Genomic DNA, 25,872 nt, shown 5'->3' with positions numbered 1-25,872 from the left:
GACCGCGGCGGTACCTTAGTTTTCCTCGTACTGCAGGCAGAACGTGCCAATCTGCACGTAATCGCCGGGGCGCAGCGTGCGCGCCTCGATGTTCTCATTGTTCACCCACACGCCATTGAAGGAATTGGCGTCACGGATGACGAAGCAGCGTCCTTCGGGCTCAATGGTAGCGTGCATGCGCGACACGGTCATATCGTTGAGGAAGATGGAGCACTGCGGACTGCGGCCCACGGTCATGGGCTCGGCCTTCAGCGTGTAGCTCATGCCCACCTGAGGACCGCGCACCACGTTCAAGGACGCCTGGGTCGGCGCCGCCTCCACGGCGGCTACTTCCTCAGCCTCCATAACCAGGGGCTTAAAGGCCTGAGTGGCGCCGAGCAGCTTGAAGCCGCAGGTAGGACAAACGGCATCGCCGGGCGACACGGGGTGGGAGCACACCGGGCATACTTCGCTCATGGCTCTCTCCTTCTCTTAGTTGGTCTCGCCCGCTGAAGCGGGCGCTTGATCTTGGGAGGACTCGCTGGAACCCTCGTCGGTGGACTGATCGCCCTCGGACTCTTGCTCGGCCTTTTCGGGCCGGGTCTCGGTGACCTGGGGCGTCGTGGACTTGCTGTAGATGAGCGGCGTCTCGTTGTACACAAGCGGCTCGGCCACGACGGTATGGCCGCCCAGGCCCTGCCACAGTCGATCCCACCAAATGCCCAAGCCCTGAAGGAAGTCGGGGCCGGCAACGTCCTCGGTGGCCACCAGATCTTGGGTAGCGATAACCTCGTTGTTCTGATAGAAGTTCACCTGACCGACCACGTCGCCCACGGCAACGGATCCGCTCAGATCAGCATACACGAACTCCTGGCTGACGTTGCCCTCGAACGCAAACACCTCAACAGAGGCCGTCGGATCGGCCAGCGTGGCCTTGACGCGCTTGTCGGGCCACGCGGTAAACGGTACCTCGGCAATGAGGGGCACCTCGGTGGCCGTACCGTCCACGGTCATGGTGGTGGTTTGGCTGGTGTGAGCCAGCGGGTAGTCCACCTGGTTGTTGTACACCCAATCGAAGAGCGTCTCGGCATCCTCAAAGCGCCCGTTCTCCGAAGGGGCGCCCAGAACGATGGCGTAGAGGTAGGAGCCATCGCGCTGGCAGGCGCCGGCAAAGGACTGCCCGGCCTGCTCGGTGTAGCCGGTCTTAATGCCGCAGGCCCCCTCGTAGACGCCCAGCAGCAGATCGGTGGACACCAAGTTGATGACCAGGGCCTCCTTACCGCGCTTCACGGTAATCTGGGCTTTGTCCTGGGCCACGATGTCGCGGAACGTCTCGTTTTCCATGGCATGGCGGCACATGACGGCCACATCGTGGGCCGTGCTGTACATCTCGTCATCGTAGGCGCCGATATCGAGACCATGGGGGTTCGCGAACAAGGTGTCGTTCATGCCCAGCTCGGCCGCTTTCGCGTTCATGGCAGCCACGAAGGCCTCGTTGTTCGATTGATCGTCGGACGTTTTCAGCATGGCGCCCACCGTATCGGCAATGGCAATGGCTGCGTCGTTGCCCGAGGAAACCATCAGACCCGTCAGGGCGGCCTTCATAGTGAGGGTATCGCCCGCCGCAAGGCTGGCCGTCGACTCGCCAATCTGTGCTGCTTCGGGCGTCACGGTAACCGTATCCTCAAGCGAGGCGTTCTCCAGCGCCACGATGGCCGTCATCACTTTCGTGATGGAGGCAATATGGGACGGCTCGTTCACGTCGCGCGCGAAGTAAACCGTGCCCTGGTCGTCCATGAGCATGGCGTACTTCGCCGTGACGTTGGGACACGCCACGGCTGGTACGCCGCGCTCCTCCACCGTCTGGCCCAGCAGCTCATCGGTGGCCCGCACCTCGGCCCACGCCGGCGCCGCCAGAGCGCCCGTAAGCGCCACGGCGCACAGGAGCGCCCAGAAACAGGCGAGCGCCCGGCCCTTCAGACCGGTGCGCTCGCAGGCAGAACCAACGGAAGGCGACAGCTTAACGTGCATCGACCGCATAGACATCTTCCGGAGCAAGGATAGTGAACCCGGCTTCGGCAAGCACCGCCTCGGCCTGGTCCCCTTCAATCTTCAAAACGTCAATGGCGCGGCCGTCGGCCGTGCAGAAGCAATAGCCGTACTCGACGTTCATGGAGGCGCCCTCGCAGAAACCGAGCAGGTCGGCCAAGGTGCCGGGCTCGTCGGCCACCGACACGGCAATCACCGGCGTCAGCGTGGCGCGAAAACCCGCCTCGCACAGCTCAGCGGCCGCGCGCTCGGGGGTGTCGCAGAAGATGCGCAGGATGCCGAAATCGGCCGTATCGGCAATAAACAGGGCCTTCATGTTGATGTTGGCATTGGCCAGGGTGCGCGTGGCCGCAGCCAGGCGCCCCTTCTCGTTGGTGAGAAAAACCGTCAGCTGAGAAATCATTAGTTGGTCTCCCCTCTCAGGTCGATAACGCGCTTCGCCTTGCCCTCGGAACGGGTAATGGTCTTGGGCTCCACAAACTTGATATCCACGGCCACCTGCAGATTGCTCTTGAGCGCGGCGCCCAGACGGCTGCGCAGATCCTCCAGGGCGCGCACCTCGTCGATGGGGAAATCGGGCTCGGTTTCCACCTGCAGCTCCACATGATCGAGCGGGCCACGCGTGGTGAGGACGATCTGGTACTGGGTGGCAATCTCCGGGAACTCGGTGATGACCTGCTCGATCTGGGACGGGAACACGTTCACGCCGCGAATGATGAGCATGTCGTCGGTACGGCCCAGCAGACGCCCGATCTTGCGATGGGTGCGGCCGCAGGCGCAGGGCTCGTCGATAATGGTAGTGACGTCGCGGGTGCGATAGCGGATCATAGGCGAGCACTCGCGAGTGAGCGTGGTGATGACCAGCTCGCCCACCTCGCCGTCCGGAAGCACCTCGAGGGTCTCGGGATCGATGATCTCGCAGAAGAACTGGTCTTCGGCAATGTGCAGACCGCCGCGCTCCTTGCACTCCATGGCCACGCCCGGGCCCATGATCTCGGAGAGGCCGTACACGTCGCAGTACTGAAGGCCCAGCTTATCGGCAATTTCCTGACGCATGTTCTCGGAGCAGGGCTCGGCACCGAAGATACCGCCGGAAACCTGAAACTCGGTAGCGGGATCGTAGCCCATCTCAATGGCCGTGTCGGCAATGAGCAGAGCATAGGAAGGCGTGCAGCAGAGGATGTCGGTCTTGCAGTCCTTCATCATCTGAATCTGGCGCTTCGTATTCCCCGAGGATGTGGGGATGACGGTGCAGCCCATGGCCTCGCCGCCGGCATGGGCCCCAAGGCCACCGGTGAACAGACCGTAGCCGTAGGATACCTGAATGGTGGAATCCTTCGTGCCGCCCACCATGGCAATGCCGCGGGCGAAGCAGTCGCCCCAGTTCTTGAGGTCGGAGGCGGTGTGACCCACCACGGTAGCTTGGCCCGTGGTGCCCGAGGAGGCGTGGATGCGGGCCACGTCGGCGTTCTCGCGGGCGAACATGCCGAAGGGATAGGCATCGCGCATGTCCTGCTTCACCACAAAGGGAAACTTCTGCAGATCCTCGAGGGATTGCAGATCGTCGGGAGTAACGCCGGCCTCATCGAAGCGCTGGCGATACAGCTCCACGTTCTCATAGGCGTTGCGCAGCGATTCGCGCAGGCGCTCCACCTGCAATTCGCGCAGCTCCTCGCGCGGCATGGTCTCAATCTCCGGTTGGAAGTACACCGTCGTCCTCCTTTTCCTGGTCGCTTTCCGTCGGGGTGTTCGGTCCCACTACGATCACCTCGTCGATGGGCGCGTAATTGGACGTGAAGTCCTCTTCGTGCCGCACATTCCCACTTCTATCGCGCACCGTGCGGTGCACGGTGACGCTGCGCCCGTCGGCCCCCGTCGTCTTGACGTAGCGGGTGCCCTCGGGCTCGTTCTCGTCGACCTGGGTTTTAGTTCGATAGGCCTCGCCTTCGGCCCAATCCCCGGTTTTCGTGGTGACCACATAGCCCGGGTCGATGCCATACAGTGTAACGGTTAGGGTGCTGTCGGTGTAGCGAGCCCGCACCAAAACATCAGAAGAACTGTCATTTTCCCATGTGAGGTCAAGATCAGGATAGGCGATGGCCGCATCGCGACCCGTGGGATAGCTGGAGATGTAGAGGGAGTGGTTGCGGCGCTCGGTCACAGGAAAACCCGCTTCGTACACGGCGTTGAACACCGTGGTGGCTACCTGGCAGATACCACCGCCGATGGCGTCGTCGTACTCGCCGTTGATGATGGCATGGGCCGCCTGGAAGCCGGACTCCACGGACGCCTCGCCCACGGTATCGTTGAACGACCAGGTGCCCCCATTGGCCGGCGCCACGGAATTGTTCAGCAAATCAGCGGCACGGTGGATATTGTGGCGGCGATTGGCCGTGGAGGGACTGTCGTTGTATTCGGTGGTGAAGGTGGAAATTTCGCTGATAAGCCCCAGATCGAGCGCCTCTTCGAAAGTACTGCGCTCGGGAGCCGCCCCCCAATCGATGGTTACCTGGGGCACGTCCTCGGCCACCGTGGTCGACCCCGAAGAGGCGAAAGCGCCGAACAAGTCCGTATCGGCCGCGGCTACAGCGTCGGCCAGCTGGGGATAGCGCGACCCAGAAGCCGTAAGCACCCACACCTCGCTCCCCTCGCGCTGGAAGGACACGGTGGCTCCGGAGGTGAATCCGGCGCCTCGGATCAGCGCGAGCAAGTCGGCTCGAGCCACAGAGGCGTCGATGGAGGGCACCAGGCGCCACGCGCCTTCCGAGCCCTCCACCGTGGTGGTGATCCAGGGGCCCAGGGCCGATCCGGCCACGTCCCAGACATCGCCCTCGAAGCCAAAGGCCACGCCTCGGTCGAGCACGGCCTGCACGAAATCGGCCGTGACCTGAGCCGACGCCTCATCGATGCGCAGCGGTGCATAGTGAGCCTCGGCCACAAAGGAGAACTTGCTGCTCTCAGCGCTGAGATAGCCCTCTTGGAGGCGATTCTGAAGATCCTCGCGGCTCACAATGGTCCCGTCATGGCCCTCGGTCACCGACACCGCGCCGTCCTCGATGGCGATGCCCCAGTCCTTCTGCGGGTCGCCGATAGTCTCGTCGATGTCCGAGGCCAAGGCTTCTACGGCCTCCTCGTCGAACTCAAGGCGCACGGGTATGGCTCGGCCCTGGGCAGCAGCCTCGGCGCGTTCCAGGATGCCGCCGCTGCGGCCCACGGAAAACGCCTCCTCCACCAGCTCGGTTACGGGGATACGCGCTCCCAACGTGCCCGCCTCGGCCACCCACAGCTGCTTGTTCTGGCGCGCCTCCTCCACCGAGGACTGCTCGGCGGTGGCATCTTGCTCAGCCAGCTGGCTATCGATATCGAGGGTCTGGGCCGCCTCCTCGCTAGCGAAAATATAGCCGCAGCCCTCTTTGACGCGCGGCCCATAGGTAGCGTCCACCGCCGCCCGCGCCTCCTCGCGCGTCATGCCGGAGACATCGATGGACCCGAGGGTGACCCCCTGGTAGATGCGCGAACCGTTGATCAGGCCGTCGATGCCGCCGGCGACAACCGCCAAGAGCACCACGGCCAGAACCACCATGACCAGCCGCGGCATGCGCCGAGAGCGTTGATCGGCGCGGGGCGTCCGCGTGGTATTTCGGGCAGCGCTGCGAGACGAGGAAGCTGCTGTCCGCCCCGCAGGAACCGCCGCGCCCTTGCGCGGGCTGCGCGGCGAGGCCGCTTTAGCCGTCGCTCCCTGGGAGGAACCGCGCTTAGCAGCGGGACGGCCCGACGATGCGGAGCGCGAACGAGACGAAGCCGCAGCACCGGCTGCCCGCTGCGTCGAGGCAGGGCGCTTTGCCGGAGTGCTCGAACGGTGGCTCGGCATGCGCAAAGGCTCCCCCGCCCTGGCGCTGCGCGAACGCGTCGTCCGCGACGAGGCGCCTGCCGAACTTTTGGCCGCACGACTCGAAGCGGCGGGTCGAGAAGACGAAGAAGCCGCCTTCTTCTTCGAAGAGGAGGCGGCACGAGTGGGTTTTTTGCGGGGGTCGCGGTTGTTGGCCGCGGGACGCTTAGACGTCGCCATCGCCCGCGGTGCTTTTCTGCGATAAGACGGCGGCAAGTTTTTTCGCTCCGGCCACGCTGTAGTACACCGTGACGCCCAGCGACAGCACCAGCCCTGCATAAATGAACCAAATACCCCAGGACACCAACGCGCCGTTAAAACCAGGCAGCCAGGAGAAATCGCACCAACCCAAGCCGGGAATAAGAGGCCAGTTCAAAAGCAGGCCGGAAAAGCCGATGAACAGAAACGTGGTAGCGAACTTCCCCGGATAAATAACAGGAACGCGAATGTGGAAGCGGGACAGCAGCCAACCGCCGGCAATGAGCAGGTAGGCATCGCGCACCACCACCACGATAATGACCCACAGAGGAATGCGACCCACCAAAAAGACGCCTAAAACGCCCGTGATCATAAGGATACGATCCACCGCCGGGTCGAGGATTTGCCCCAACCGTGACACCGTATGGGTGCGCCGGGCAATTTGGCCATCGAGAAAATCGGTGAAGGCCGAGGCGGCAAACACCAAGGTGGCCGCCAAGTTATAGCCGTTGAGCAAAAGAACCAGGTAAACGGGGACCATGCACAAACGGACAAAGGACACCACGTTGGCCAAGGTGAAGATTTTCGACGTGACCTCTTCTGGGGCCGAAGCGGTGGTGTGCGTGTCGGGCATGCCCCTACCTTTCTGTCTCTCAAAAAGTCCGGACTCCTCGAGGAGCCCGGACGGTTGTCTCGCTTTTCGATTTTATCAGAAGCGCACGGCTTCCCCATGGTCACCACGGAGTTCCTGACACTCCGTAGATTACAATTTGGTCACAAGGACGCTTAAGCCGTGGCTTCGGCGGCCGCCGCCTCCTTTTTCGGATCGGGCACCGTCACCACCGTGCAGGACTGGGCCGTGGCCACGGCCGTGTAGGTGGGCTCCATGGTCAGGCAGTGCTTCGGGCACTGGCGAACGCAGGAACCGCACTGCACGCAGCGGAACGGATCGATGGACCACGTGCGCTCTTTCTTCTCCACCACAATAGCATCGGCGGGGCAGCACTTCTGGCAGATACCGCACAGAATGCAGCGGGCGGCGTCGTTGGCCACGTGGCCCTTGAGACCCGCCGGGGCCGGCTTCTGCTCGAACGGGTACAGGATGGTCTCGGGCTTTTTGAACAGCGAGCCGAAGGTCATGCCTCCGAGTTTGAAACTACCCATGTCGGCCTACCTTTCCGTGCAGCTGATGCAGGGGTCGATGGTGAGAATGATCATGTTCACGTCCGCCAGATCGCAGCCCTTGAGAGCCACGGTCATGCCCGCAAGGTTCTGCGAGGTAGGCGTGCGCATGCGCATGCGCTCCAGGTTCTTCGTGCCGTTGCCGCGCGCGTAGTAGTAGCACTCGCCGCGGGGCTGCTCGAGCACGTTGGAGGCCTGGGCGCCGTCGGCCGGCGAGCCCTTCACGTCCACGGCAATGTCGCCGGCGGGCATCTTGGCCGCCAGCTCCTCGATGATGTCGATGGACTGCAGCACCTCCAGGCAGCGCACCTTCACGCGGGCGAAGCAGTCGCCGCCGTTGTCGGTGATCGCCTTGAAGTCGGACAGATCGCCGTAGGCGCCGCGACCGAACATGCGCACGTCGTAGGCCACGTTGGAGGCACGGGCGAAGGGGCCGACCATGGAAAGCTCCACGGCATCGGCCTGGGACAGATAGCCCACGCCCACGGTGCGGTTCTTAACCGACGTGTCGGTGAGCAGGGTGTTCATGATGGTGGTGTACTCGCCGCGAATGCCCTCGAGCACCGAGCAGATCTCGCGCATCTGGGCGTCGTCGATGTCGCGCACCACGCCGCCCACCTTCACCACGGAAAGGATGACGCGGCCGCCGGTGGTCTTCTCGAAGATGTCGAGCACGCGCTCGCGCAGGCGCCAGCAGTGCATGAACATGGACTCGAAGCCGAAGGCGTCGGCCGCCAGGCCGAGCCACAGCAGATGCGAATGAACACGAGACAGCTCGTGCCAGATAACGCGCAGGTACTCGGCGCGTTTGGGCACCTCGACGCCCATCAGCTCCTCGACGGTTTCCGCATAACCCAGGGAGTGGCCCATGGCGCAGATGCCGCAAATGCGCTCGGCAATGTAGATGAACTGGTTGTAATCGCGCGTTTCCACCAGCTTCTCAAGGCCGCGATGGACGAAGCCGATCTGGGGAATGCAATCGACCACCGTCTCGTCCTGCACCACCAAATCGAGGTGCAAAGGCTCCGGAAGCACCGGATGCTGGGGGCCGAAGGGAATGATTGTCGCCTTGCTCATGCCTACTCACCTTCCCCTTCTGCGTTCGCAGCCGCTTCTGCAGCCTTCTTCATCTTCGCCTCCATAGCGGCTCGCACCTTGGCGGCCTTCTCCGGGTCGAGACCAGCAATCTTGGCCTCAATGGCGGCCTCGTCGATGACGGGGGCCGCAGGGGCCGGAGCGGGGGCGGCCTCGGCGGCGGCCTTCTTCATCTTCGCCTCCATGGCGGCCCGCACTTTAGCGGCCTTCTCCGGATCCAGGCCGGCAATCTTGGCCTGAATAGCGGCCTCGTCGATGACGGGCGCTGCCGCCGGGGCCTCGGCAGCCTTCTGGGCCGCCGCCTCCTTCGCGGCCTTGGCCGCGGCCACCTTCTTCGCCTTCTCGCGGGCAGCCAGCTGCGCCGGCGAGATGACCGTCATGGGCGCCTTCTCGGCCAGCTGGTAGAAGTTGCCGCCGAAGTCGATGGCGATGCCGGCGATGTTGAGCCCGTAAAGGTCGTGGATCTCGTTCTCGCAGACAAAAGCCTCGAGATAGACGTCGGTAATGGAGGGCACCACCTGCTCGGCCGTCACACCGCGCACTACCAGGTTGTCGAGCACGCCGTTGAGCATATAGGAATAGACCAGGTCAACGCCGTTTTCGGTGTTCACCGCCAGAATTTGCACGTAGCGCCAGCCTGCGGCTTGACGCTCTGCCGCCGAGGCATGGATGTCCTCGAAGGCAAGGTCCTTGAAGTCCTGGGAAAAGGTTGCCATGGTTACGCTCCCTTCTTGGCCGCTTTGAGGGCCTTCGACTTCTCGTCGAGCACGGCCACACCCTGGACGATAGCGTCGATGAGCTGCTCGGGGCGCACGGCGCAGCCCGGAGCGTACACATCGACGGGAATAGCTTGATCCACGCCGCCGATCACGTTGTAGCAATCATGGAAGACGCCGCCGGAGCAGGCGCAGATGCCGCAGGCCACCACCACTTTGGGCTCGAGCATCTGGTCGTAGATCTCCTTCACCACGTTGATGTTCTGCTCGTTCACGCTGCCCGTGACCAGGAAGATATCAGCGTGCTTGGGATTGCCCGTGTTGATGACGCCGAAACGCTCGCCATCGAAGCCCGGGCACAAGGTGGCGAGCACCTCGATGTCACAGCCGTTGCAGCTGGAGCCGTCGTAGTGGATGACCCACGGTGATTTTGAAGCAAATGCCATGGTTATCCCTCCTTACAGAAACGCGAGGACGGCCACGTTCACGCCGCCGGCCACTAAGGCCACGAGCCATGCCGACTTGAACATGAACTGCCACTTCACACGCGCGAAATTGTTGTCGATCCAAATTTCCAGGAAGTACACCAATAGCACGATGACCAGGGCAATAACAAGGGAGATGGGGTTTGCCCAGACAAAGAACATGCCGATCCAGCCAAGGAACAGGACGTTCTCGCACCAGTGCATGATCTCCACCAGACCCAGGGTGGGACCGGACATCTCCGTGGTCACGCCGCGGACAATTTCCTGATGGGCATGATGGGACATGGACAGATCGAAGGGCGACTTGCGCAGCTTGATGGTCAGGATGAACAACACGCCCAGGAACACAAGCCAAATGGTGCACACCACCGGATGGCTGAGGCCGAGCACCGCCGCCACATCGAAGGAGCCCGAGGCCTGGAAGAAGGCCACGGCCATCAGCAGCACCATGGGCTCGTAGCACATAACCTGCAGCGTCTCGCGAGCCGCGCCCACCTCCGCGTAGGGAGAGCGGGTGGAGTAGGCCGCCATGATGAAGAACAGGCTGGACAGGGTGATGATGAACACGCACATGAGCAGGTTGCCACCGGAGAAGAACACACCGCCGGCCACCACGGCGAACAACAGCGCGCAGGCCACATAGATCGACTCCACGCTGTTTACCGACACGCGCTCCTTTTCAAAGAGCTTGCGCACGTCGTAGTAGGGCTGCAGCAGCGGCGGTCCCACACGGCCCTGCATGCGAGCCGAGATAATGCGATCGAGACCGGCCAGGAAGCAACCGATAACCGGGCCCAGAATGGCAAACAGAAGGGTGCCGATAAGCATAGCGAGCAAAGACATGAATATCACACCCTTCCTAGAAGACCATGGGGGTCAGGACGAAGGCCACTACGAAGGTAACGACCATGATGACCGAATTGAACACCACGCCCACCGGAGCGATGCGCTTCTCGCCGAAGACCGCATCCATGTACCAGTTGCGGGCCGAGGCCTCGGTGGTACCGGACAGGGAGTTCTGGAACGAGCGCGTGTCGTTGTCGCGGCTGACGCCGGCCAGATACACGCCCACACGGCGCCCCTTCTGCTTGGAGCCCAGCCCCGAGAAGAGCACGATGACCACCACGGCCGTGCAGATGGAAGCCAGCCACAGGTTGTCGCCCGTGATGTCCTGGCCCAGCGTACCGTAGACCGAGTACACATAGGGCTCGACGTTGAGCGCGGAAATGAAGGGCAGGAACACGCAGGCCAGCACCAGCAGCACCGCCATAAGCAGCAGCGACACCCACTCGGTGGGACGCACCGTGGTCTCGACGTTCTGAGGATTACCCGCAATACCGGCCAGCTTGCCGAGCCACTTGGCCCAGAACATGAACGTGGCCGCCGAACCGAAGGCCAGAATGAGGATGAGGGCCACCTGGCGCGCGTCCACGAAGGACACGAGCGTTGCCCACTTCGCCATCAGCATGCCGAAGGGCGCGATGAACATGCACATGATGCCCAGCATCATGAAACGGGCCAGGCGGGGCATGCGGTCGAACAGGAGGTCCATGTCCTCGATGTCGCGGCTACCAATGTGGTGCTCGGCCGTGCCGACGCACAGGAACAACAGCGACTTCGCAATGGCATGGAACAGAATGAGGAAGCACGCGGCCCATACCGCCTCGGCGGTGCCCACGCCGGCGCAGGCCGTGATCAGGCCCAGGTTGGCGATGGTGGAGTAAGCCAGCACGCGCTTGGCGTTCGACTGCGAGATAGCCATGAACGAGCAGAGCACGAAAGTGATGCCGCCCACCAGCATGACCATGAGCGAGGGCGTCGGGCACACCTGCATGATGGGAGCCAGCTTCACCAGCATGAACACGCCGGCCTTCACCATAGTGGAGGAATGCAGCAGCGCACTGGTAGGCGTAGGGGCCACCATGGCGCCGAGCAGCCACGTCTGGAAGGGCATCTGAGCCGCCTTCGTGATACCAGCGAAGGCCAGAGCTGTTACGGCCAGGGTGACCAGAGCCGGGTTATTCACGCCCAGCACCAGGAACTCGTAGAAGGAGAACGTGCCCACCGTCAGGGCGCAAGAGTACAGCGCCACCAAAAAGCCCAGGCCGCCGGCAAGATTCATGATGATCTGGCGGAAGGCGTTCCTCATGGCCTCCTCGGTACGCGTGTAGCCGATAAGCAAGAAGGAGCACAGGGTGGTTACCTCCCAGCCCGTGAACATCCATTCCATGTTGTTGGCGAACACGATGAGGAACATGGCCGACAGGAACACGAACATCAGGGCGAAGAACATCGGACGGCGATCCGGCGCGCCCACGGGCTCATGAGCCTGGAAGTCCTCCATGTAGCCCAGAGCGTAAATGCAGATGCCCGAGCCCACCACGCCGATGATGAACACCATCAGCAAGGACAGCGAGTCGAAATAGAGGCCGTAGGGCACCTCGATCTCGTGGGCGAAAGCAAACTCGAGCACGATAGCGCCCACCACCTGCACCGCCGCAAGCACAGCCGCCCACACGTTCTTATAGCGAACGGCGAACCAAATAATCGTGCCAGCGATGAGGCAGCTGATAGCCGTGCAGACGAAATCGAGCGCCTCGCTCTCGAATTCGAAGAGCGTGCACGATGCCCCCAGATTGAGCACCACCATGATGACCGAAGCGATGCCGATGACGACACCGGAAACGCACACCACGATGTTGCGCGCCTTGTCCTGCTTAACGAACAGCAGCACTGCCGCGACAATCAGGGGGAACACAATGAGAAATCCGAGCAATCCAAAGCTGAATTCCATGCAGGATCCTCCTTACCCTAATTCGGCCCCTTTCGCCTTTATTTGCCGACGAAAAGAACAAGATCCCGAAGGACCTGGGCAGTACCTTAGCAAAGGAGGCGCAGGTGAGCGCTGCCGCTTGGGGACCTTGGGGCTATTGCTCGGTAAAGGGTGGAGAAATTTTGTGCACGTGCGCTAGCTAGGCGGCTTTGGTGGTTGCTCCACCTGGACCGCTCCCGCTTGCTTGGCCTTCGGCCTTGCGCGCGGTTGCTGGGTTTCTCGGGCTGACCCACTTGCGCCGCTCCCGCTTGCTCGGCCTTCGGCCTTGCGCGCGGTTGCTGGATGGTTCCGGGTTGCTCCACCTGGCCGCGGACGGCCCCGCTGCCCCACTCCGAGCACGCGCCGCTCCGCTGCTCGCTTCGCTCGTGCGCTGCGCTCCCTCATGCATTTACTGGGCGGCCTTCGGCCGCTTTTCTTTTTTGGTGTTCAGACGGTGCCCTGCGGGGGCGGCGGGGCCGTCCGCTACTCGCCTCGAGCTGGAGCAACGGGGCAAGTTTGCGTCCGATTTGGTCCCAGGACATCCCGGACCGATCCCGAACCGACCCCAAGCCGATCCAGGGCCGATCGCTAGGTTCCAATAGGGATCGGTTTGGTACCCCGACTTCTCTAATGGAAGTATTCCGACCTGGGGTTTTACGGACCAGGGGAACCAAACGGTTCAGTTCTGGCAGTGTCGCGGGAACCAAACAGCCAGTTCTTGGAACTTAAGTTAGTTTTGGCAATGCTGAGGGGACCAAACTGACGGATCTTGGAACCTAAATCAGTCTTGGCCAATCGCCTCCAAACTCCTGCCCCCGCGGAAATGACGCGGCGGCGAGGGCGACAAGGCGTCCGCTCCCGCCCTGCGGAAGCGGCAGGGCCGTCAGCTCCCGCCCTGCGGGGGCGGCGGGGCCGTCCGCTACTCCCCTGCTAGCTGACGGCGGTGATCGAACTTGGCTCCGAGGAGGGCGCCGGCTGCGGCGCCCAAAAGGGCGGGAATAAGCCAGCTGAAGCCGTATTCGTAGAGTGGGGCCGCCTCGACGAAGCTGAGAGCTCCCGTGAGGTCGTTGATGGTGAGCATGAGGCTGGCGACCACGGCGACCAGGGCCGCGCCTTTGAAGGTCCAGGTGCTTTTGATGCGCTTGCGGAACAGAAGCAGGATGACGGTAATCATGAACGGCGGACAAATGACCGAGAGGATGGGGGCGGCCATGTTGATGATGTTCGTGAGACCCAAATTGCAGATGAGCAGGGCGATGACCACGACGCTGATCAGCCCCGTCCGGTAGCTGATGCGGCGGTTGGAGATGCGCTCGACGTACTCGGCCGTGGCACCGCACAGGCCCACAGCGGTGGTTAGGCAGGCGAAGCCGACGACGACGCCGAGCACGATGAGGCCCACAGGGCCCATCAGTTGCTCGGTGATAAGCGTGATGAGCGTGGCCTGGTTGACATCGTGGGACACCACTGTGGCAGCCGTGGCGCCCAAGTAGGTAAGGCCGCCGTAGATAAGCGTCAGCAAAATGCAGGCCACCAGGCTGGCGCGGGCCGTCACCGACAGCTGGTCGCGGGCCGATTGATAGCCGGCTGCGCGCACCGATTCCTGCACGATGATGGCAAAGCCCACCACGGCAAGAATGTCCATGGTCTGATACCCGGCCGAAATGCCGTCGGCCACTACGGTAGCGGACTCAGGCGCTACCACCGGGCCCAGCGGGTCGGCAATGCCCGACACCACCATGATAATGATGCCCACCACCAGCACGGGGGTAAGGATCTTGCCGACAATGTCCACAATGCGCGTGGGGCGAATAGTCAGCGCAAGCACCACAGCAAAGAACAACAGAGAAAACGGCAGCAGCCCGATGGCGTCGCCCAGAAGCGGCGCGATGGCCATCTCGTAGGTGGTAGCCGCCGTGCGCGGCGGGGCGATGAGCACGCCGGTGCACAAAATGGCGGCACTGTTGAGCACCAGACCAGCCCGCTTGCCCAGCACTCCCTGAATAGACAGGATAGAGCCGCCGGCGGCATTGATAGCGTAAACGCCAATGCAGGAAATGACTACGTCGACGAAAACGAAGCACGCCAGCCCCAGCGGCCACTCGAAGCCGCTTTCCATACCAAGAAACGGCGGAAATATCAGATTACCCGCGCCGAAGAACATGGCGAACAACGCCAAGCCCACGACGAGTGAATCTTTGTTCATGCTTCCTCCCAAAACAACAGCGGTCTCCTGCGATTTTCTCTATTCTCGCAGGAGACCGCTGAATTTATGCGCTCATCTTAAAACGGCACAAAATCGTAAAAGGAGCCGCCAAGCACGCCTAACAACCGGCCGTGGCCAAGGCCTGCTCGTCGAGGGCGATGAGCACGGCGTCCTCCTTGGCGTTCTGCAGCAGCGCCGGCAAGTCGATAGCCTCGAAGAATGCCTGGCGCTTCGTATCGTTGCCGTCGGCCAGAACAATAACGTCAGCTCCTTCTACCAGGGGCTTTGCCACGTTCTCGGTTTCACGCTGCAGAATGCGCAGCTCGCCCACGGGAATATCGGCCTTCGTGAGCGCCGAGCAGAAGTCCATGCCCAAGTTCTCAATGAAGGTGTCGTCGTCCGGATCGGCGGCAATCATCAGCAGGCGCGGATTCTCCGGCCATACGCCCGCCACCTCCTCGGGCAGCGTGCAGGTAGGCTTGAGCGAAGCGAAGCGGTACAGACCGCGGATTTCGTAATCGCAGGGATCAACGGCCACAATGGTCTTTTTCATGGTTGCATCCTCCTTGTTTTAGCTTGGCATCAGCCTACCACACCCTCCCCTTTTCGATTCATAGGCATTTGCCACAAGCCATCGGAAGCAGCCGCTTCACGACTATGAGGGGCTAGCGCCTGCGCGATAAAGCACCGCTCGATGATTTTGGCGAAAAAAGTCTTGCAAACGTGAAAAGGGAAGGTTACTATAGACAAGCTGTTTGGGCGAGAGCCCAAAAGCCAACGGGTTGTGGCGCAGTTTGGTAGCGCACTTGACTGGGGGTCAAGGGGTCGCAGGTTCGAATCCTGTCAACCCGACCAGCTATTAAAAGGGCTGGAAGCGAAAGCTTCCAGCCCTTTTTGCATGCTCAGCATTTGCCAGAGGATCCTCGCCCAGCAAGCGCCCATCGCATCCCGCAATCCTCCTACGATTCCTCCGAGTTCCTTTGGGACGACTCCGCGTCTTCAAGCAAATCAAGAAGCTCTTGACGTGAATGGATGCCCGCTTTCTCGTAGATCCGACGCAAATGCGTTTTAACGGTATTGGGAGACACGTAAAGTCGCTCGGCAATAACGGCGGCAGAGCGGCCGCGGGCAAATTCTGCCACCACTTCGGTTTCCCTCGCCGACAGTCCAATACGACTCTGCAAGGCCGACGCCTGAAGAGAGAGACGGTCCACCACTACCAGCGTCTCGTCTCCGGAGTCCGTGCCGCTTTGCTCGGCCTCTGATGCCAGCGCATCAGACCCGTCAGCAACCGTTTCTCCTACACCATCATGGTCCCCGACTAGAGCCCTGTCGCTTCCAGACAGGGCAGCCCTCTCTTGCTCCACCAGCGCCAAGTCCCGATCCACGGCTTTCGTACGCGCCAACCAGTAAGCTCCAATGGCCACAATGATCATGGCCCAAAACAACACCAGCGAAAGCGATGAAAGCTCAGGCTGACTCATATCACCTTGAGCGAGCACCGCCTGTGCCACGGTACGCCCAATCTGCCCGAAAACAAGCATGGCCGCACATAGAAGAGAGAGCGTCAGCGTGCCGTCGACGCCCAAAGCCCGCTGCTCACGCAAGATGAAAACCCAGCCTACCATCATATAGACAAGATAGCCCACCATGATGATCAGGCGAGGAAGCATATCCTCGTTATTCTCGGCCGACAAGCCGAGTAGCGCAGCAGCAAAAAGCGGGACAACAAGGGCAATGGCAGCGTCGGGGCGAAAGGGCTTCCGGAACACGGCGAAGATCACCGCTACCGCCAAAGCCGCCACCGCGTTAGCCGCCTGAACCAGCAGCGCGCCATGGCTCTTCCCCATCCACCCGTGAAGGTCAGTCATGGTTCCGAACACAAAGGAAAACGCCACCGCCCCCAACAACAAGACCGCGTAGCGCAGAACCCAGGATCGAAGGGGCATGCGCGGAGAAAAGCGCGGAGCTCGCTCTACAGCGGCGGGGGCTTCGCTGCGGTCCTTCCCCGTCCATTCGTAAAGAACAAGAGCCGCCAGACTGAGCGCCTCAAACCCCTCCCGCCATTCCACTGAAAAGAACGGCACAGCGAGAAATCCTCCAACCGACAAAAGACTTCCCAAGAAAAACCCCAGGGGCACCGCCCAGTCAGGTAGCGGGCGCAAGGAAGAAAGAGACACGGACAGCCAATAGAAAAAGAGCGTCCCGAAGAAAAGTCGATCGAGGAATTGCGAGAGAACGCCAGAGGTTCTGCCACCCATCGAAAATACGACAAGACAAAAGAGCAGGATGCAAGCTGCGGGAAGCAAGCGCCAAAGAGAAGAGCCCCTTCCCTTCACCATTGAAATACCGAGCACGGCAAGCACAACGCCTTGCACCAACCGCAACCCTAATGAGACCCATGGCGCTAAGAGAGAGACGTCAGCCATAGGTGCCAAGCCCGCGTACCAAAGGCACCCGAACCCCAAAGCGAACAGCACCACATCGCGCATCGGCTTTTCCTTATTCAAAAGACCTCCCCTCTTTAGAACGCATCATAGCAGTTCAGACCCTGTCACCCTACCTCTTTTGCTGGCTCGGCCAGCAGATTCATTCTTTTTGGGTGACAGAGGCAACGTCGGATTCACAATCGAAGGATGACAGCGAAAAAGAGCCGTCTGTCTAAGATGACGGCAGGAAGTTCGCAAGCTGAACCCAGCTGGCGAACTACAGGAGGAACACCACCACAGGAGGTACCAATGAGTCAGTCAACTTTGAAGAGCGCTCACGTTTCCCGTCGTTCTTTTTTAGGAGGCGCTGCATGCGCCGGCGCCCTGGCAGCCCTGGGGCTGGCCGGGTGCGCTCCCAAACAGCAAGGCACATCTGAAGCCGTTCCGGGATCAGTCGACGGATCGAGCGAAACCACTTCAGCGACCTCGTTCCTCACCGCCCCCGCTCCCATTCCCGAAGCTGAAATCTCCAACACCAAGGACGCCGACGTTGTTATTGTCGGCTGCGGTATTGCCGGCATGGCGGCCGCTCGTGCTGCCACCGACGCCGGTGCCAAGGTCATCGTCGTGGAGAAATCCGAGCGCTTCAATTGCCGTGGCTCCATGGGCTCCCAAATTGGCAGCATTGGCAGCAAGTACCAAGTCGAGGCGGGATATCCCGAGATCGACGCCACAGCACTCATCAATCGCTACATGCAGGACACGCTGCAAATGGCAAATCAAAGCCTTTTGAAGCACTGGGCCGATCATTCGGGCCAGGATGTCGAGTGGTTCCTGGAACTCTGCGACGAGGTGAAGCTCCTCGGCCCCGGAGAGATGGCGCCGGAGGGACCGCTCAACGGCACGGTCTATCTCATGCCTAAGGCAACGGAGAATGTCGATGGCCGATATCCGGCCTGGGCAACGGCCATGAGCGTCAACTTCGACCCCACGTTTCCCGAGGATGCAGGATTCTACTACCCCATGCTCAGCTTCCAGAACGAGGTGGAATCAAAGGGCGGCGAGTTCCTGTACGCTACGTGGGGGCGCCAACTGGTAAAAGAGAACGACCGCGTTACCGCTGTGATCGTCCAAGACCTTGAGGGGAACTACACCCGCATCAACGCCGCTAAGGCCGTCGTGCTCTCTTGTGGAGACTTCGGCAACAACAAAGAGATGTTGGAAGTATACGCTCCGCAAGCCGTAAATCTGAACTGCACCTACAACTGCATGGATGCCGCCGGTGAAATTTGCAACATCGGCGAAGGCCACCAGATGGCAATATGGGCCGGCGCCGTCATGGAAAAGGCCCCCTATGCCCCCATGAGCCATCTCTCCGATATTGCCGACGTTCTCCTTGTGAACAATCGGGGTGATCGTTTCATCAATGAGGATCTCGGCGCCCAGTCGCTTTCGAATGTCATCATGCGATGCCCCGGTGAAATTGCCTACTGCATCACCGGCGAAGCCCAGGGTCCCAAAGTCCTCCAGCCGGGTCCCGATGCCGTCAAGCCCGAACCGCTCGAGAGCATTGAAGAGGCAGCTGCCATCGTGGGCTGCGATACAGCGACGCTTACCGACACCATTGCGCGCTACAACGAGCTCGCCGCCGAGCACTTCGATGCGGACTTCGGCAAGACTCCCTCTGCCCTGGTTGCTATCGAGCCGCCCTACTATGTCTACGAGGGGCATCCCGGCAACATGCTCGTTATGATGGGTGGCATAGATTGCGACCGCGAGTGCCGCGCCCTTGACGAGAGCGGGAATCCGGTGCCGGGTCTTTACGTGGCCGGCAACAACCAGGGCTGCCGCTTTGGCGCTGAATACCCCATGACCGCTCCAGGCATCAGCCACGGCATTGCCCTGTCGCTGGGACGACTGGCCGGAACTAACGCCTACACGCTCGGTTAATCCCTCTTTGCCCTCCCCTTCCGAAGCTCCCACTGCCTCCTCCCGCAGCGGGAGCTTCGGATGTTAAGCCGCTTTCTAGGGATTTCAGACAAGAAAAAGGACTTGCTGTGGTTTCAGCGTTAAAGCTGCAGCAAGTCCTTTACGTGCGCCCGTTGCGTTTCCTTTAGCGAAAACGGCTATTTCTCAGTCCCGTCGCCGAACAGCAAGTCGTGCTCCAGGCCGACAATTTGGGAGCGTGCCTGCTCGCGCAGGTTATTCAAGCTGGCCAAATACTGGCGATAGAGCACCACGGTCAGATAGCGGCCGCGCGGCGTCAGGGTCAGCTCGTCGTCGTTATCGGTGGCGAAGGCGCCGTTGAGACGCATAAAGGCCATCTCTGCAGGAAGACCGCGCTCGACACTAACACCGAAGTCGCGCTCGAACTCGTGCTTGTCGAAACGCAACGCGTAAAGCTGCAACAGGAACTTATAGCGCATCATATCGCGGCGCGAGATAACCGCCTGGCCCAGCAAGGGAGCCTGGTCCTCGGCCAGCTGGCGGCCGTACTCTTTCAAGTCGAACGTATTCACCAGCAGCCTATGATCGAGATGGGTAATGGAGCCGCTGCCGATGCCCACGCACTCCTCGTAGGACACGGCGTACTCGTCAACCTCCAGGTGCTCGGTGCGTTCTTGGTTCTCGTCGAGACGATTAAAGGTCCACAAAGTGCGGCGCTCGAAGAACGGATGCTCGCCGCCGGCCAGCACCTCGTCGATAATATGATAGAAGCGACGCTCCTTCTCGTAGTCCATGTTGCCCAAGACGTTTTCCATCTTGCGCGTGGTGGCATGGGACTGGTACAGCGGAGAGAAGGTGGTCTGGTCGCAGCCGCACAGCGTGATCTTCTCCAAATCGCTGAACAGGATATCCTCGGTTTGCGAGGGGAAGTTGAAGATCATATCCACATTCAAGGATTCGAAATAAGGGGCCGTCTCGCCAATGCGCTCGAAAATCTCCTGGCCGCTGCCGTACTTTTCGTAGCGGTCCATCTGCTTGAGCAGTTCGTCGTCGAAACTCTGCACCCCCACCGAAAGGCGCTGCACGCGCCCCTTGAGCTTGTCGAGATAGGCCGGAATAAGGTGGTTCGGGTTCGTCTCAGAGTTTACCTCGCGAATGGAGAAGAGCTCGCGGGCCAGATCGATGGTCTCGCACAGCTCGTCGATGTCCACCGTCGGCGTGCCGCCTCCCACGTACATGCTCTCGAAATCGTAGCCCTGATCGGCCAGCATGCGCATTTCCTTGCGCAGCGACGCGAAATAATCGCGCGCTCGCTCCTCGCGATAGGGGAAGCGATTGAAGCTGCAGTACGGGCACAGGCGCTCGCAAAAAGGCACGTGGGCATAGAGCGTGTAAGGACGACCGGGCACGGGATCGGGAAGCTTATCCTGGCTGGGGGGTTTCAAGGTCAGCTGGTTTTTTGCCAAGGTGCCGACAACACCCGTAAGCAAACGCTCGGAAAGCATAGATCTCCTTTAGCTCGTCAGTTTGCGCCCTGCACCTCCCCCGATTGCGTGACGCGTTTCAGTAAGTGGTGTCATCCTATCACTGCCGCCAACGATGCCCGAAATTTATTGCTGATTGCTTACGTCATCGTAAACTTTACATATTGCACGGAAGCAACAACCGCCTTAAAACACCACTCGCCCCCCTTCCCTCTTTGTCAAGCTAACACAGCAAATGGGCACTGCCTTCCCCGTAAAAATTTCCCCGCTCCCTCTTGAGGGGAGGCAGCGGGGAAATCTGGGGAGGGTATGGGAAACGGTTTATACGTAGGCGTCCTCGGGAGTCTCCTCCCATTCCACCAGCACGGCCTCGCCACGGGTTTCGGTGGCAGCGGCTGCACCGGCAATCTTGCCGAACACCAGGGCCTGGATGAGGCCGTTGCCGCTCATGTAGGCGGCGCCACCGCGGGAAGAGAATCCCTCGGTGCAGCCGCCGGCGGCGTAAAGTCCCTCGATCAGCAAACCGTCGGCACGCAGCACATGGCCCGCCACGTCGGTGGCCATGCCGCCCTGGGTGTGGCGAATCTCGCCCGTAAGTTTCACCGCGTAGAACGGGGGCTCGAAGCTTTCGGGAAGATGGCAGCGGTTGAACTTGTCCATGCCGGTCTTCAGCGCCGCCTGGTAATCAGCGATAGTACGCTCGAGTTTTTGGGGGTCGGCCCCGATGGCCTTGGCCAAGTCAGCCACCGACGAGGCCGTCATCAGAATGCCCTCCTCTTCCCAGCTGGCGAACTTCGCGCTCTTCTCGCGCTGAATGTCGGTGAAGCACAGGTACCCGATATTGCCCGGCTGCGCCAGCACATGGGGCGACAGCTCGGAGTAGCCGCCGTACTCGTTCATGAAGCGGTTGCCGTCCTGATTCACAATGATGCCGCCGTTATTCGCCACCCCCTGCTCGAGCACCTTGTCGTTTTCAACGCCGTGGAAGGCATGGCCCTGATAGGCGCCCATGTTCTGCAGCACGGCACCCAGCTCTTCCGCCCAGAGAATGCCCTCGCCCGTGGCGCCGGGGGCCACCACCTTGACGGCGGGGACGGCCTCGGGGCAGTACTGCTCAAGCATATCGGGGTTGTTGGCAAAGCCGCTGGAAGCCAAAATGGTGTTCTGGGCGAAGAAGGCCACGTCCTCGGTGCCGTTCTTGCCCCAGGCACCCACCACCACATCCTCTTCGTCGTCAAGGATCAGACCCTCGATCTCGCAGGAAAGCAGGCAGCTAATGGAGGAGTTCGCCTCAACGCTGGCGATGAGCGCGTCGGTCAGGCCCGCGCCCTCGCCCTCGGTAGTGTGCATGCGGTAGGCCGTCTGGCCGAAATACAGTACGTCATCGACGTTCCACACGGCACCAAAGCCCTCGGTCCACTCCACAATGTCCTTCGACTGCTCCACCACCGTGTAGACCAGATCGGGACGAACGCTGTAGTTGCTAGGACGCATGATGTCCATGACGCAGGCACCGATGCTGTCCTCTTCCCCCTTAGCCTGCTGCTGCGCCGTGCCGACGGCGGGAATCTTGCCGCTCGACAGCGCCGTGGCGCCGCCGAACATCGAAGTCTTCTCGCAGAGCGTCACCAACGCGCCCTGCTCAGCTGCGGAAAGGGCCGCGCAAAGGCCGGCACCGCCACCGCCGATAACCAACACTCCCGTATCAATGGGCGTACGGTCGGCCACTTCGCTCTCACGCTTCGCGTACTGATAGACGCCGGTACCCGCCAGCTCCTCCTTGGCGGCCGCGTCCTGCTCGGCAGGAGCGCACCCCACTACGGCAGCACCGGACATCACGGCCATGGAGCCCATGGCGAATCCCTTGAAAAGGTCCCTTCTGGTAACGTTGCTCATGATGATCCCTCTCTTCTTTGGGAGAACCCGCTGTTCTCCGTGGCCCCACTATACGAAGCTTGCAGGGCGGCTAAAAGAAAGAGATGAGTGGGGCTATCCGCAAACTGTCCCATTGCGGCAGCTTCTTTTCCCTGGTCAATGAAGTATCGTTCTCCCCTCTCCTCAACCTGGTACTAAACAGTTTTCCGCAAGGCCTTGCTGTCCTTCGCACGGTAACCTATATTAGCCGCCATGCCGAACACGGCGTCATGCGAAACGAACTGCTGGCAGGAGGGGCCATGGCATCTCTTCGCTTGAACGAGGAACAGCGGCGCTATTTCTACGAACTGTGCGCCACGGGCAACATCACGAAAGCGGCCCAGAACCTTTACCTGACGCGCCAGGGGCTCTCCCTTAGCATGAGGGAGCTGGAGAAGATGGTGGGCGTGGCCTTATTCACCCGCCATAAGCGGGGCGTAGAGCTGACGGAGGCGGGGCAGATGCTGCTGACCTTCCTGCGTCAGGAAGACGACGCCTGGAGCCGCTGCCTGGATGAACTGCGCAGCCTGGACACCCCGAAGCCGGAAACCGTGCGCGTGGGGCTGCTGAGCATGTTCGTGGGCTATGAGGAAAAGCGGCGGCTGCTCTCCTACTTCGAACCCAGCGACACCGTGCGCATCGAAATTGTCGATGGCGATCACGATGCCTTCTGGCGCCAGATTGCCCAGGGAGAGCTGGACTTCGCTGTGACCATGCGACCCCCGGATCATTGGGGGCTGCCCTGCATTCGCCTCACCGATGATGCGCTTTCCGTACTGGTCAGCTGCGACGACCCCCTGGCCGCTCAAAGTTCGGTGGACTTCGCCCGCGACCTGTGCGGACGGACCGTGGTGCAGACCAGTCCCTACAAAGGACGCCTATTCGAGACGGTGTTTCGCAACCATGGGCTGCGCAGCGAGGCCATCCTCCACGACAAAAATCTCATGCTCGCCCAGGTATCCACGCGCCAGCACGTTTTCATCATCCAAAGCTCCTACGCCCAGGGATTGGTCACCGACGAGGTGTGCCAGCGGCCCCTGCGCAACGCGCCCTTGGATTTAGCCTCGGTATTTGTGTTTAGGGACAGCCTGTCGCCGCAGGCCCTGGCCGTGGCACGCGTCATCGTGGGCCACTACGGCAAAGCCGACGAGCTCGACCGCTACTTCGCCCGCGAGGAAAAACGGGAAGACGCTTAGGCCTCGTCCCCCACATAGGGGGCCAGCAAATGCGTCAGCACGCGCACATGGGCCCGGGAGCGGTTAAGACACGGCACGTAGATGAAATCATCCTCAGTCTCCTGTCGGGCGTGACTGCCCCGCAGGTACTCCTCGGCCGCTCGCTGGCGACGCTTGGTGCGGAACACGTCGCGATGGGCCTCGTCGTGACAGGAAGCGACGGTTTTTCCCGTGTTCTCCAAGGCACCGGGCTCTTCGTCGGCATCGACGAACTCGCCGGCCAGCGCCGCCCGATACAAAGGCTCCAGCTCATAGGGAATGTCGTAGAGCGTTTCCAGGCAATCCACCGAGAAGTTGGGGCACACTATAAATAAACGGCTGTCGGCCTCGGCCGCTTGGGCCAGGCGCACCAGGGTGGGGCGGGTGAAAGGCGAAAGCCAGGTGCGGCCCTTGTCGAAGCGACTCTGGTAACTGATGGTCCAGCGACGACGATCGAGACCCAGTTCCCCGGCCACGGCCAAGCTGGTTGCCCCCGTCTGCAGCTCGTAGGTGTCCCCCGCCTCGATGTCCTTGAGCGGGATGGAGTGGAACGAGAACAGAAGACGGTCGTTGGAATCCTCCCGGAAGCCGGCGTTGCGAATGGAGGCGGCAATGGCACGCACGTAGACGGCGTCCTCGCTGTAGCCTTCGATGACCTCCACGGGATATTTCCACCGTGCGCGGCGCACGGCCTTGTGCAGCGCGTCGGTAACCGACCCCACCGTCGAGTAGGCCGTCTGGGGATACATGGGAAGCACCACCAGCTGCGTGCAGCCCGCTTGCTTCAGCTCCTTGACCGCCTGCTTGAGCGAGGGCTTGCCGTAACTCATGCCCGCGCGCACTTCCACGGGAAGGCCGCGCTCGGCATAGTATTCGTTCAGCCCGCGCACAAGCGAACCGTAGATGACGTTCAGCGGCGAACCCTCGGGCATCCAGATTTCCTCGTACTTGGCCGCCGAGGCTTTGGCGCGCTTGCGCAGAATGACGGTATGGAGCAGGCACCACCACACTGGCCACGGCATAGGGCAAATGCGCCGGTCCATGAGAAACTGCCCCAAGTACTTCTTCACGGCTTTGGGCGTGGGAGCCGCGGGAGTGCCGGTGTTCGCAATGATGACACCGATCTTCGGGGCGGCCAGGGCCTTGTTCTTGCGGCGCGCACGTTTAGTCATGGAACACCTGGCCTTCCACAGAAGGGGTGGGAGCGGACGCCATAAGAGCAGCCACCTCGCGCCCCGCTTCGGTTTTGCCCAGCGAGCGCGGAGCCAAGCTATCCAGGGCCTCCTGCAAATCCCGCGGCAAGTTATCGGCGAAGGAAAGCGGCTCCCCCGTTACCGGATGCTCGAAGGCAATGCTGTAGGAGTGCAGGAACTGGCGCTCAAGCCCCAGCTGGGCGCGGGCATCCCGCGGACCGTGGGCGTTGTAGACCGGATCGCCCACAATGGGATGCTTCGTATACTGCATATGCACGCGAATTTGATGGGTGCGCCCCGTGAACAGCTTGCACTCGATAAGGCTGTAGCCATCATCCCGGGGGCCGTGCTCGAAGCGCTCCAGCACCCGGAAGGTGGTAATGGCCTCGCGCGCCGAGGGCACATCGCGCACGGCCATGCGCGTGCGCTCGTTGGCCGAGCGGGCAATGGGCGCATCGATCATGCCGGTGTCGTGGGCCATAATGCCGTGTACCAGGGCAATGTAGTGGCGATCCACAGCCCTGTCCTGGATTTGCGCCATAAGCTCCTCGCCCGCCAGGTTGGTCTTCGCGGCCAACATGAGCCCCGAGGTGTCACGGTCCAGGCGATGGACAATACCCAGGCGATCGGCCTCCTCGCCCTGGACGTTGCACAGATTCTCCTCGCCGCAATGCCAAATAAGGGCATTCACCAGCGTGCCATGGGAATGGTCCACCGAAGGATGGCACACCAGGCCCACTTGCTTGGAAAGCACCAGCATGTCGTCGTCCTCGAAGCGCACGTCCAAATCGATGGGCTCTCCGTAGACCACCACGGACTCGGGCTCGTCATCTACCTCGTAGACGATGGTGTCGCCGGCGGCCACCGCTTGCTTTTTCGACACGGTCTGGCCGTTCAAGAACACGCGGCCCTCCTCGATGGCGCGCGCGGCAGCCGAGCGGCTGGCATACAGCCCGCGGGCGGCGCACAAAGCGTCAAGACGAGATCCGGCGTCGTCGGCATTCACAATATGGCAAAGGGAGCGTTGCATGGGTACATTCTATCCTTGGAGTTCGTTTCAGCTCATCGCTCGAATGGGGT

General features: G+C 61.4%; 22 protein-coding genes and 1 tRNA gene. 4 read left to right on the top strand and 19 right to left on the bottom strand.

Annotated features, from left to right (window positions below; all coding sequences use genetic code 11):
• Positions 1–15: 15 nt before the first annotated feature.
• From PZH32_RS09435 to PZH32_RS09415, 5 genes are read right to left on the bottom strand one after another with little or no spacing between them, the layout of a single operon-like run.
• Positions 16–456, bottom strand: coding sequence for an FHA domain-containing protein (locus tag PZH32_RS09435; protein ID WP_275207787.1), 441 nt, complete (start codon positions 454–456; stop codon positions 16–18).
• Between the two features lie 15 nt (positions 457–471).
• Complete coding sequence (locus PZH32_RS09430) at positions 472–2,019, bottom strand: D-alanyl-D-alanine carboxypeptidase family protein (protein WP_275207786.1); 1,548 nt, start codon at positions 2,017–2,019, stop codon at positions 472–474.
• Positions 2,000–2,431 (bottom strand): amino acid-binding protein, encoded by a 432-nt coding sequence (locus tag PZH32_RS09425; protein ID WP_275207784.1) that lies wholly within the window; start codon positions 2,429–2,431, stop codon positions 2,000–2,002. Before PZH32_RS09425 ends, PZH32_RS09430 begins: the two co-directional genes overlap by 20 nt.
• Complete coding sequence (locus PZH32_RS09420) at positions 2,431–3,738, bottom strand: phenylacetate--CoA ligase family protein (protein ID WP_275207783.1); 1,308 nt, start codon at positions 3,736–3,738, stop codon at positions 2,431–2,433. The genes PZH32_RS09425 and PZH32_RS09420 overlap by 1 nt, the downstream gene beginning before the upstream one ends.
• Positions 3,716–5,626 carry a VanW family protein gene (locus tag PZH32_RS09415; protein WP_275207781.1) on the bottom strand — a complete coding sequence of 637 codons (1,911 nt, stop codon included), beginning with the start codon at positions 5,624–5,626 and terminating at the stop codon, positions 3,716–3,718. Before PZH32_RS09415 ends, PZH32_RS09420 begins: the two co-directional genes overlap by 23 nt.
• A 34-nt stretch (positions 5,627–5,660) precedes the next feature.
• On the opposite strand from PZH32_RS09415, the gene PZH32_RS09410 reads away from it, so the two are divergent.
• Positions 5,661–6,122: a hypothetical protein gene (locus PZH32_RS09410; RefSeq protein ID WP_275207779.1), complete on the top strand. Its 462-nt coding sequence runs from the start codon at positions 5,661–5,663 to the stop codon at positions 6,120–6,122.
• Here PZH32_RS09410 and PZH32_RS09405 read toward each other — a convergent pair.
• The 9 genes from PZH32_RS09405 to PZH32_RS09365 form a co-directional block, all read right to left on the bottom strand.
• Positions 6,084–6,749 (bottom strand): CDP-alcohol phosphatidyltransferase family protein, encoded by a 666-nt coding sequence (locus PZH32_RS09405; protein ID WP_275207778.1) that lies wholly within the window; start codon positions 6,747–6,749, stop codon positions 6,084–6,086. The two genes, PZH32_RS09410 and PZH32_RS09405, sit on opposite strands and share 39 nt — an antisense overlap.
• A 152-nt stretch (positions 6,750–6,901) precedes the next feature.
• Entirely contained in the window at positions 6,902–7,279 is a 378-nt protein-coding gene (locus PZH32_RS09400; RefSeq protein WP_275207776.1) for a 4Fe-4S dicluster domain-containing protein, read from the bottom strand.
• A gap of 6 nt (positions 7,280–7,285) precedes the next feature.
• Complete coding sequence (locus PZH32_RS09395; RefSeq protein ID WP_275207774.1) at positions 7,286–8,374, bottom strand: nickel-dependent hydrogenase large subunit; 1,089 nt, start codon at positions 8,372–8,374, stop codon at positions 7,286–7,288.
• 2 nt (positions 8,375–8,376) lie between these two features.
• On the bottom strand, positions 8,377–9,108 hold the full coding sequence (locus PZH32_RS09390; RefSeq protein WP_275207772.1) for an NADH-quinone oxidoreductase subunit C: 732 nt from the start codon (positions 9,106–9,108) through the stop codon (positions 8,377–8,379).
• A gap of 2 nt (positions 9,109–9,110) precedes the next feature.
• The gene (locus PZH32_RS09385) at positions 9,111–9,554 is read right to left on the bottom strand and encodes an NADH-quinone oxidoreductase subunit B family protein (RefSeq protein WP_275207770.1); all 444 of its coding nucleotides are present in this window, start codon (positions 9,552–9,554) and stop codon (positions 9,111–9,113) included.
• 12 nt (positions 9,555–9,566) lie between these two features.
• The gene (locus tag PZH32_RS09380; protein WP_275207768.1) at positions 9,567–10,436 is read right to left on the bottom strand and encodes a complex I subunit 1 family protein; all 870 of its coding nucleotides are present in this window, start codon (positions 10,434–10,436) and stop codon (positions 9,567–9,569) included.
• Positions 10,437–10,452: 16 nt separating this feature from the next.
• Positions 10,453–12,387 (bottom strand): NADH-quinone oxidoreductase subunit 5 family protein, encoded by a 1,935-nt coding sequence (locus PZH32_RS09375; protein ID WP_275207766.1) that lies wholly within the window; start codon positions 12,385–12,387, stop codon positions 10,453–10,455.
• A 937-nt stretch (positions 12,388–13,324) separates the two neighbouring features.
• A complete protein-coding gene (gene brnQ, locus PZH32_RS09370) occupies positions 13,325–14,611 on the bottom strand; it encodes a branched-chain amino acid transport system II carrier protein (RefSeq protein WP_275207765.1) in 1,287 nt (428 codons plus the stop codon).
• Positions 14,612–14,729: 118 nt separating this feature from the next.
• The gene (locus PZH32_RS09365) at positions 14,730–15,164 is read right to left on the bottom strand and encodes a hypothetical protein (protein WP_275207763.1); all 435 of its coding nucleotides are present in this window, start codon (positions 15,162–15,164) and stop codon (positions 14,730–14,732) included.
• 225 nt (positions 15,165–15,389) lie between these two features.
• On the opposite strand from PZH32_RS09365, the gene PZH32_RS09360 reads away from it, so the two are divergent.
• Positions 15,390–15,466 (top strand) — tRNA-Pro (locus tag PZH32_RS09360).
• Positions 15,467–15,570: 104 nt separating this feature from the next.
• Here the strand turns inward: PZH32_RS09360 and PZH32_RS09355 are convergent.
• Positions 15,571–17,103 (bottom strand): response regulator transcription factor, encoded by a 1,533-nt coding sequence (locus tag PZH32_RS09355; protein WP_275207762.1) that lies wholly within the window; start codon positions 17,101–17,103, stop codon positions 15,571–15,573.
• Positions 17,104–17,349: 246 nt separating this feature from the next.
• On the opposite strand from PZH32_RS09355, the gene PZH32_RS09350 reads away from it, so the two are divergent.
• Complete coding sequence (locus tag PZH32_RS09350; protein ID WP_275207760.1) at positions 17,350–18,990, top strand: FAD-dependent oxidoreductase; 1,641 nt, start codon at positions 17,350–17,352, stop codon at positions 18,988–18,990.
• Positions 18,991–19,166: 176 nt separating this feature from the next.
• Here the strand turns inward: PZH32_RS09350 and PZH32_RS09345 are convergent, their stop codons facing one another.
• The gene (locus PZH32_RS09345) at positions 19,167–20,492 is read right to left on the bottom strand and encodes a coproporphyrinogen III oxidase family protein (RefSeq protein ID WP_275207759.1); all 1,326 of its coding nucleotides are present in this window, start codon (positions 20,490–20,492) and stop codon (positions 19,167–19,169) included.
• 300 nt (positions 20,493–20,792) lie between these two features.
• Positions 20,793–22,367, bottom strand: coding sequence for an FAD-dependent oxidoreductase (locus tag PZH32_RS09340; RefSeq protein ID WP_275207757.1), 1,575 nt, complete (start codon positions 22,365–22,367; stop codon positions 20,793–20,795).
• Between the two features lie 278 nt (positions 22,368–22,645).
• Here PZH32_RS09340 and PZH32_RS09335 point away from each other — a divergent pair, with 278 nt between their 5' ends.
• Positions 22,646–23,581 carry a LysR family transcriptional regulator gene (locus PZH32_RS09335; protein WP_275207756.1) on the top strand — a complete coding sequence of 312 codons (936 nt, stop codon included), beginning with the start codon at positions 22,646–22,648 and terminating at the stop codon, positions 23,579–23,581.
• Here PZH32_RS09335 and hemH read toward each other — a convergent pair.
• Both hemH and PZH32_RS09325 read right to left on the bottom strand, forming a co-directional pair.
• Entirely contained in the window at positions 23,578–24,771 is a 1,194-nt protein-coding gene (gene hemH, locus PZH32_RS09330; protein WP_275207754.1) for a ferrochelatase, read from the bottom strand. The genes PZH32_RS09335 and hemH overlap by 4 nt on opposite strands.
• Positions 24,764–25,822 (bottom strand): RluA family pseudouridine synthase, encoded by a 1,059-nt coding sequence (locus tag PZH32_RS09325; protein ID WP_275207753.1) that lies wholly within the window; start codon positions 25,820–25,822, stop codon positions 24,764–24,766. The genes hemH and PZH32_RS09325 overlap by 8 nt, the downstream gene beginning before the upstream one ends.
• Between the last annotated feature and the right edge of the window lie 50 nt (positions 25,823–25,872).

It is taken from the genome of Adlercreutzia equolifaciens (assembly GCF_029076695.1).
Classification (GTDB): Bacteria; Actinomycetota; Coriobacteriia; order Coriobacteriales; family Eggerthellaceae; genus Adlercreutzia; species Adlercreutzia equolifaciens_A.
This window is presented reverse-complemented; position numbering and strand designations above follow the sequence as displayed.

What these genes read in the sequence shown, in the direction of transcription:
- PZH32_RS09325 (WP_275207753.1), bottom strand. Translation starts at nt 25,822, where the DNA reads ATGCAACGCTCCCTTTGCCATATTGTGAATGCCGACGACGCCGGATCT.
- PZH32_RS09340 (WP_275207757.1), bottom strand. Translation starts at nt 22,367, where the DNA reads ATGAGCAACGTTACCAGAAGGGACCTTTTCAAGGGATTCGCCATGGGC.
- PZH32_RS09395 (WP_275207774.1), bottom strand. Translation starts at nt 8,374, where the DNA reads ATGAGCAAGGCGACAATCATTCCCTTCGGCCCCCAGCATCCGGTGCTT.
- PZH32_RS09390 (WP_275207772.1), bottom strand. Translation starts at nt 9,108, where the DNA reads ATGGCAACCTTTTCCCAGGACTTCAAGGACCTTGCCTTCGAGGACATC.
- PZH32_RS09380 (WP_275207768.1), bottom strand. Translation starts at nt 10,436, where the DNA reads ATGTCTTTGCTCGCTATGCTTATCGGCACCCTTCTGTTTGCCATTCTG.
- PZH32_RS09345 (WP_275207759.1), bottom strand. Translation starts at nt 20,492, where the DNA reads ATGCTTTCCGAGCGTTTGCTTACGGGTGTTGTCGGCACCTTGGCAAAA.
- PZH32_RS09335 (WP_275207756.1), top strand. Translation starts at nt 22,646, where the DNA reads ATGGCATCTCTTCGCTTGAACGAGGAACAGCGGCGCTATTTCTACGAA.
- PZH32_RS09365 (WP_275207763.1), bottom strand. Translation starts at nt 15,164, where the DNA reads ATGAAAAAGACCATTGTGGCCGTTGATCCCTGCGATTACGAAATCCGC.
- PZH32_RS09435 (WP_275207787.1), bottom strand. Translation starts at nt 456, where the DNA reads ATGAGCGAAGTATGCCCGGTGTGCTCCCACCCCGTGTCGCCCGGCGAT.
- PZH32_RS09375 (WP_275207766.1), bottom strand. Translation starts at nt 12,387, where the DNA reads ATGGAATTCAGCTTTGGATTGCTCGGATTTCTCATTGTGTTCCCCCTG.
- PZH32_RS09425 (WP_275207784.1), bottom strand. Translation starts at nt 2,431, where the DNA reads ATGATTTCTCAGCTGACGGTTTTTCTCACCAACGAGAAGGGGCGCCTG.
- brnQ (WP_275207765.1), bottom strand. Translation starts at nt 14,611, where the DNA reads ATGAACAAAGATTCACTCGTCGTGGGCTTGGCGTTGTTCGCCATGTTC.
- PZH32_RS09415 (WP_275207781.1), bottom strand. Translation starts at nt 5,626, where the DNA reads ATGCCGCGGCTGGTCATGGTGGTTCTGGCCGTGGTGCTCTTGGCGGTT.
- PZH32_RS09430 (WP_275207786.1), bottom strand. Translation starts at nt 2,019, where the DNA reads ATGCGGTCGATGCACGTTAAGCTGTCGCCTTCCGTTGGTTCTGCCTGC.
- PZH32_RS09385 (WP_275207770.1), bottom strand. Translation starts at nt 9,554, where the DNA reads ATGGCATTTGCTTCAAAATCACCGTGGGTCATCCACTACGACGGCTCC.
- hemH (WP_275207754.1), bottom strand. Translation starts at nt 24,771, where the DNA reads ATGACTAAACGTGCGCGCCGCAAGAACAAGGCCCTGGCCGCCCCGAAG.
- PZH32_RS09400 (WP_275207776.1), bottom strand. Translation starts at nt 7,279, where the DNA reads ATGGGTAGTTTCAAACTCGGAGGCATGACCTTCGGCTCGCTGTTCAAA.
- PZH32_RS09355 (WP_275207762.1), bottom strand. Translation starts at nt 17,103, where the DNA reads ATGCGCGATGTGGTGCTGTTCGCTTTGGGGTTCGGGTGCCTTTGGTAC.
- PZH32_RS09405 (WP_275207778.1), bottom strand. Translation starts at nt 6,749, where the DNA reads ATGCCCGACACGCACACCACCGCTTCGGCCCCAGAAGAGGTCACGTCG.
- PZH32_RS09350 (WP_275207760.1), top strand. Translation starts at nt 17,350, where the DNA reads ATGAGTCAGTCAACTTTGAAGAGCGCTCACGTTTCCCGTCGTTCTTTT.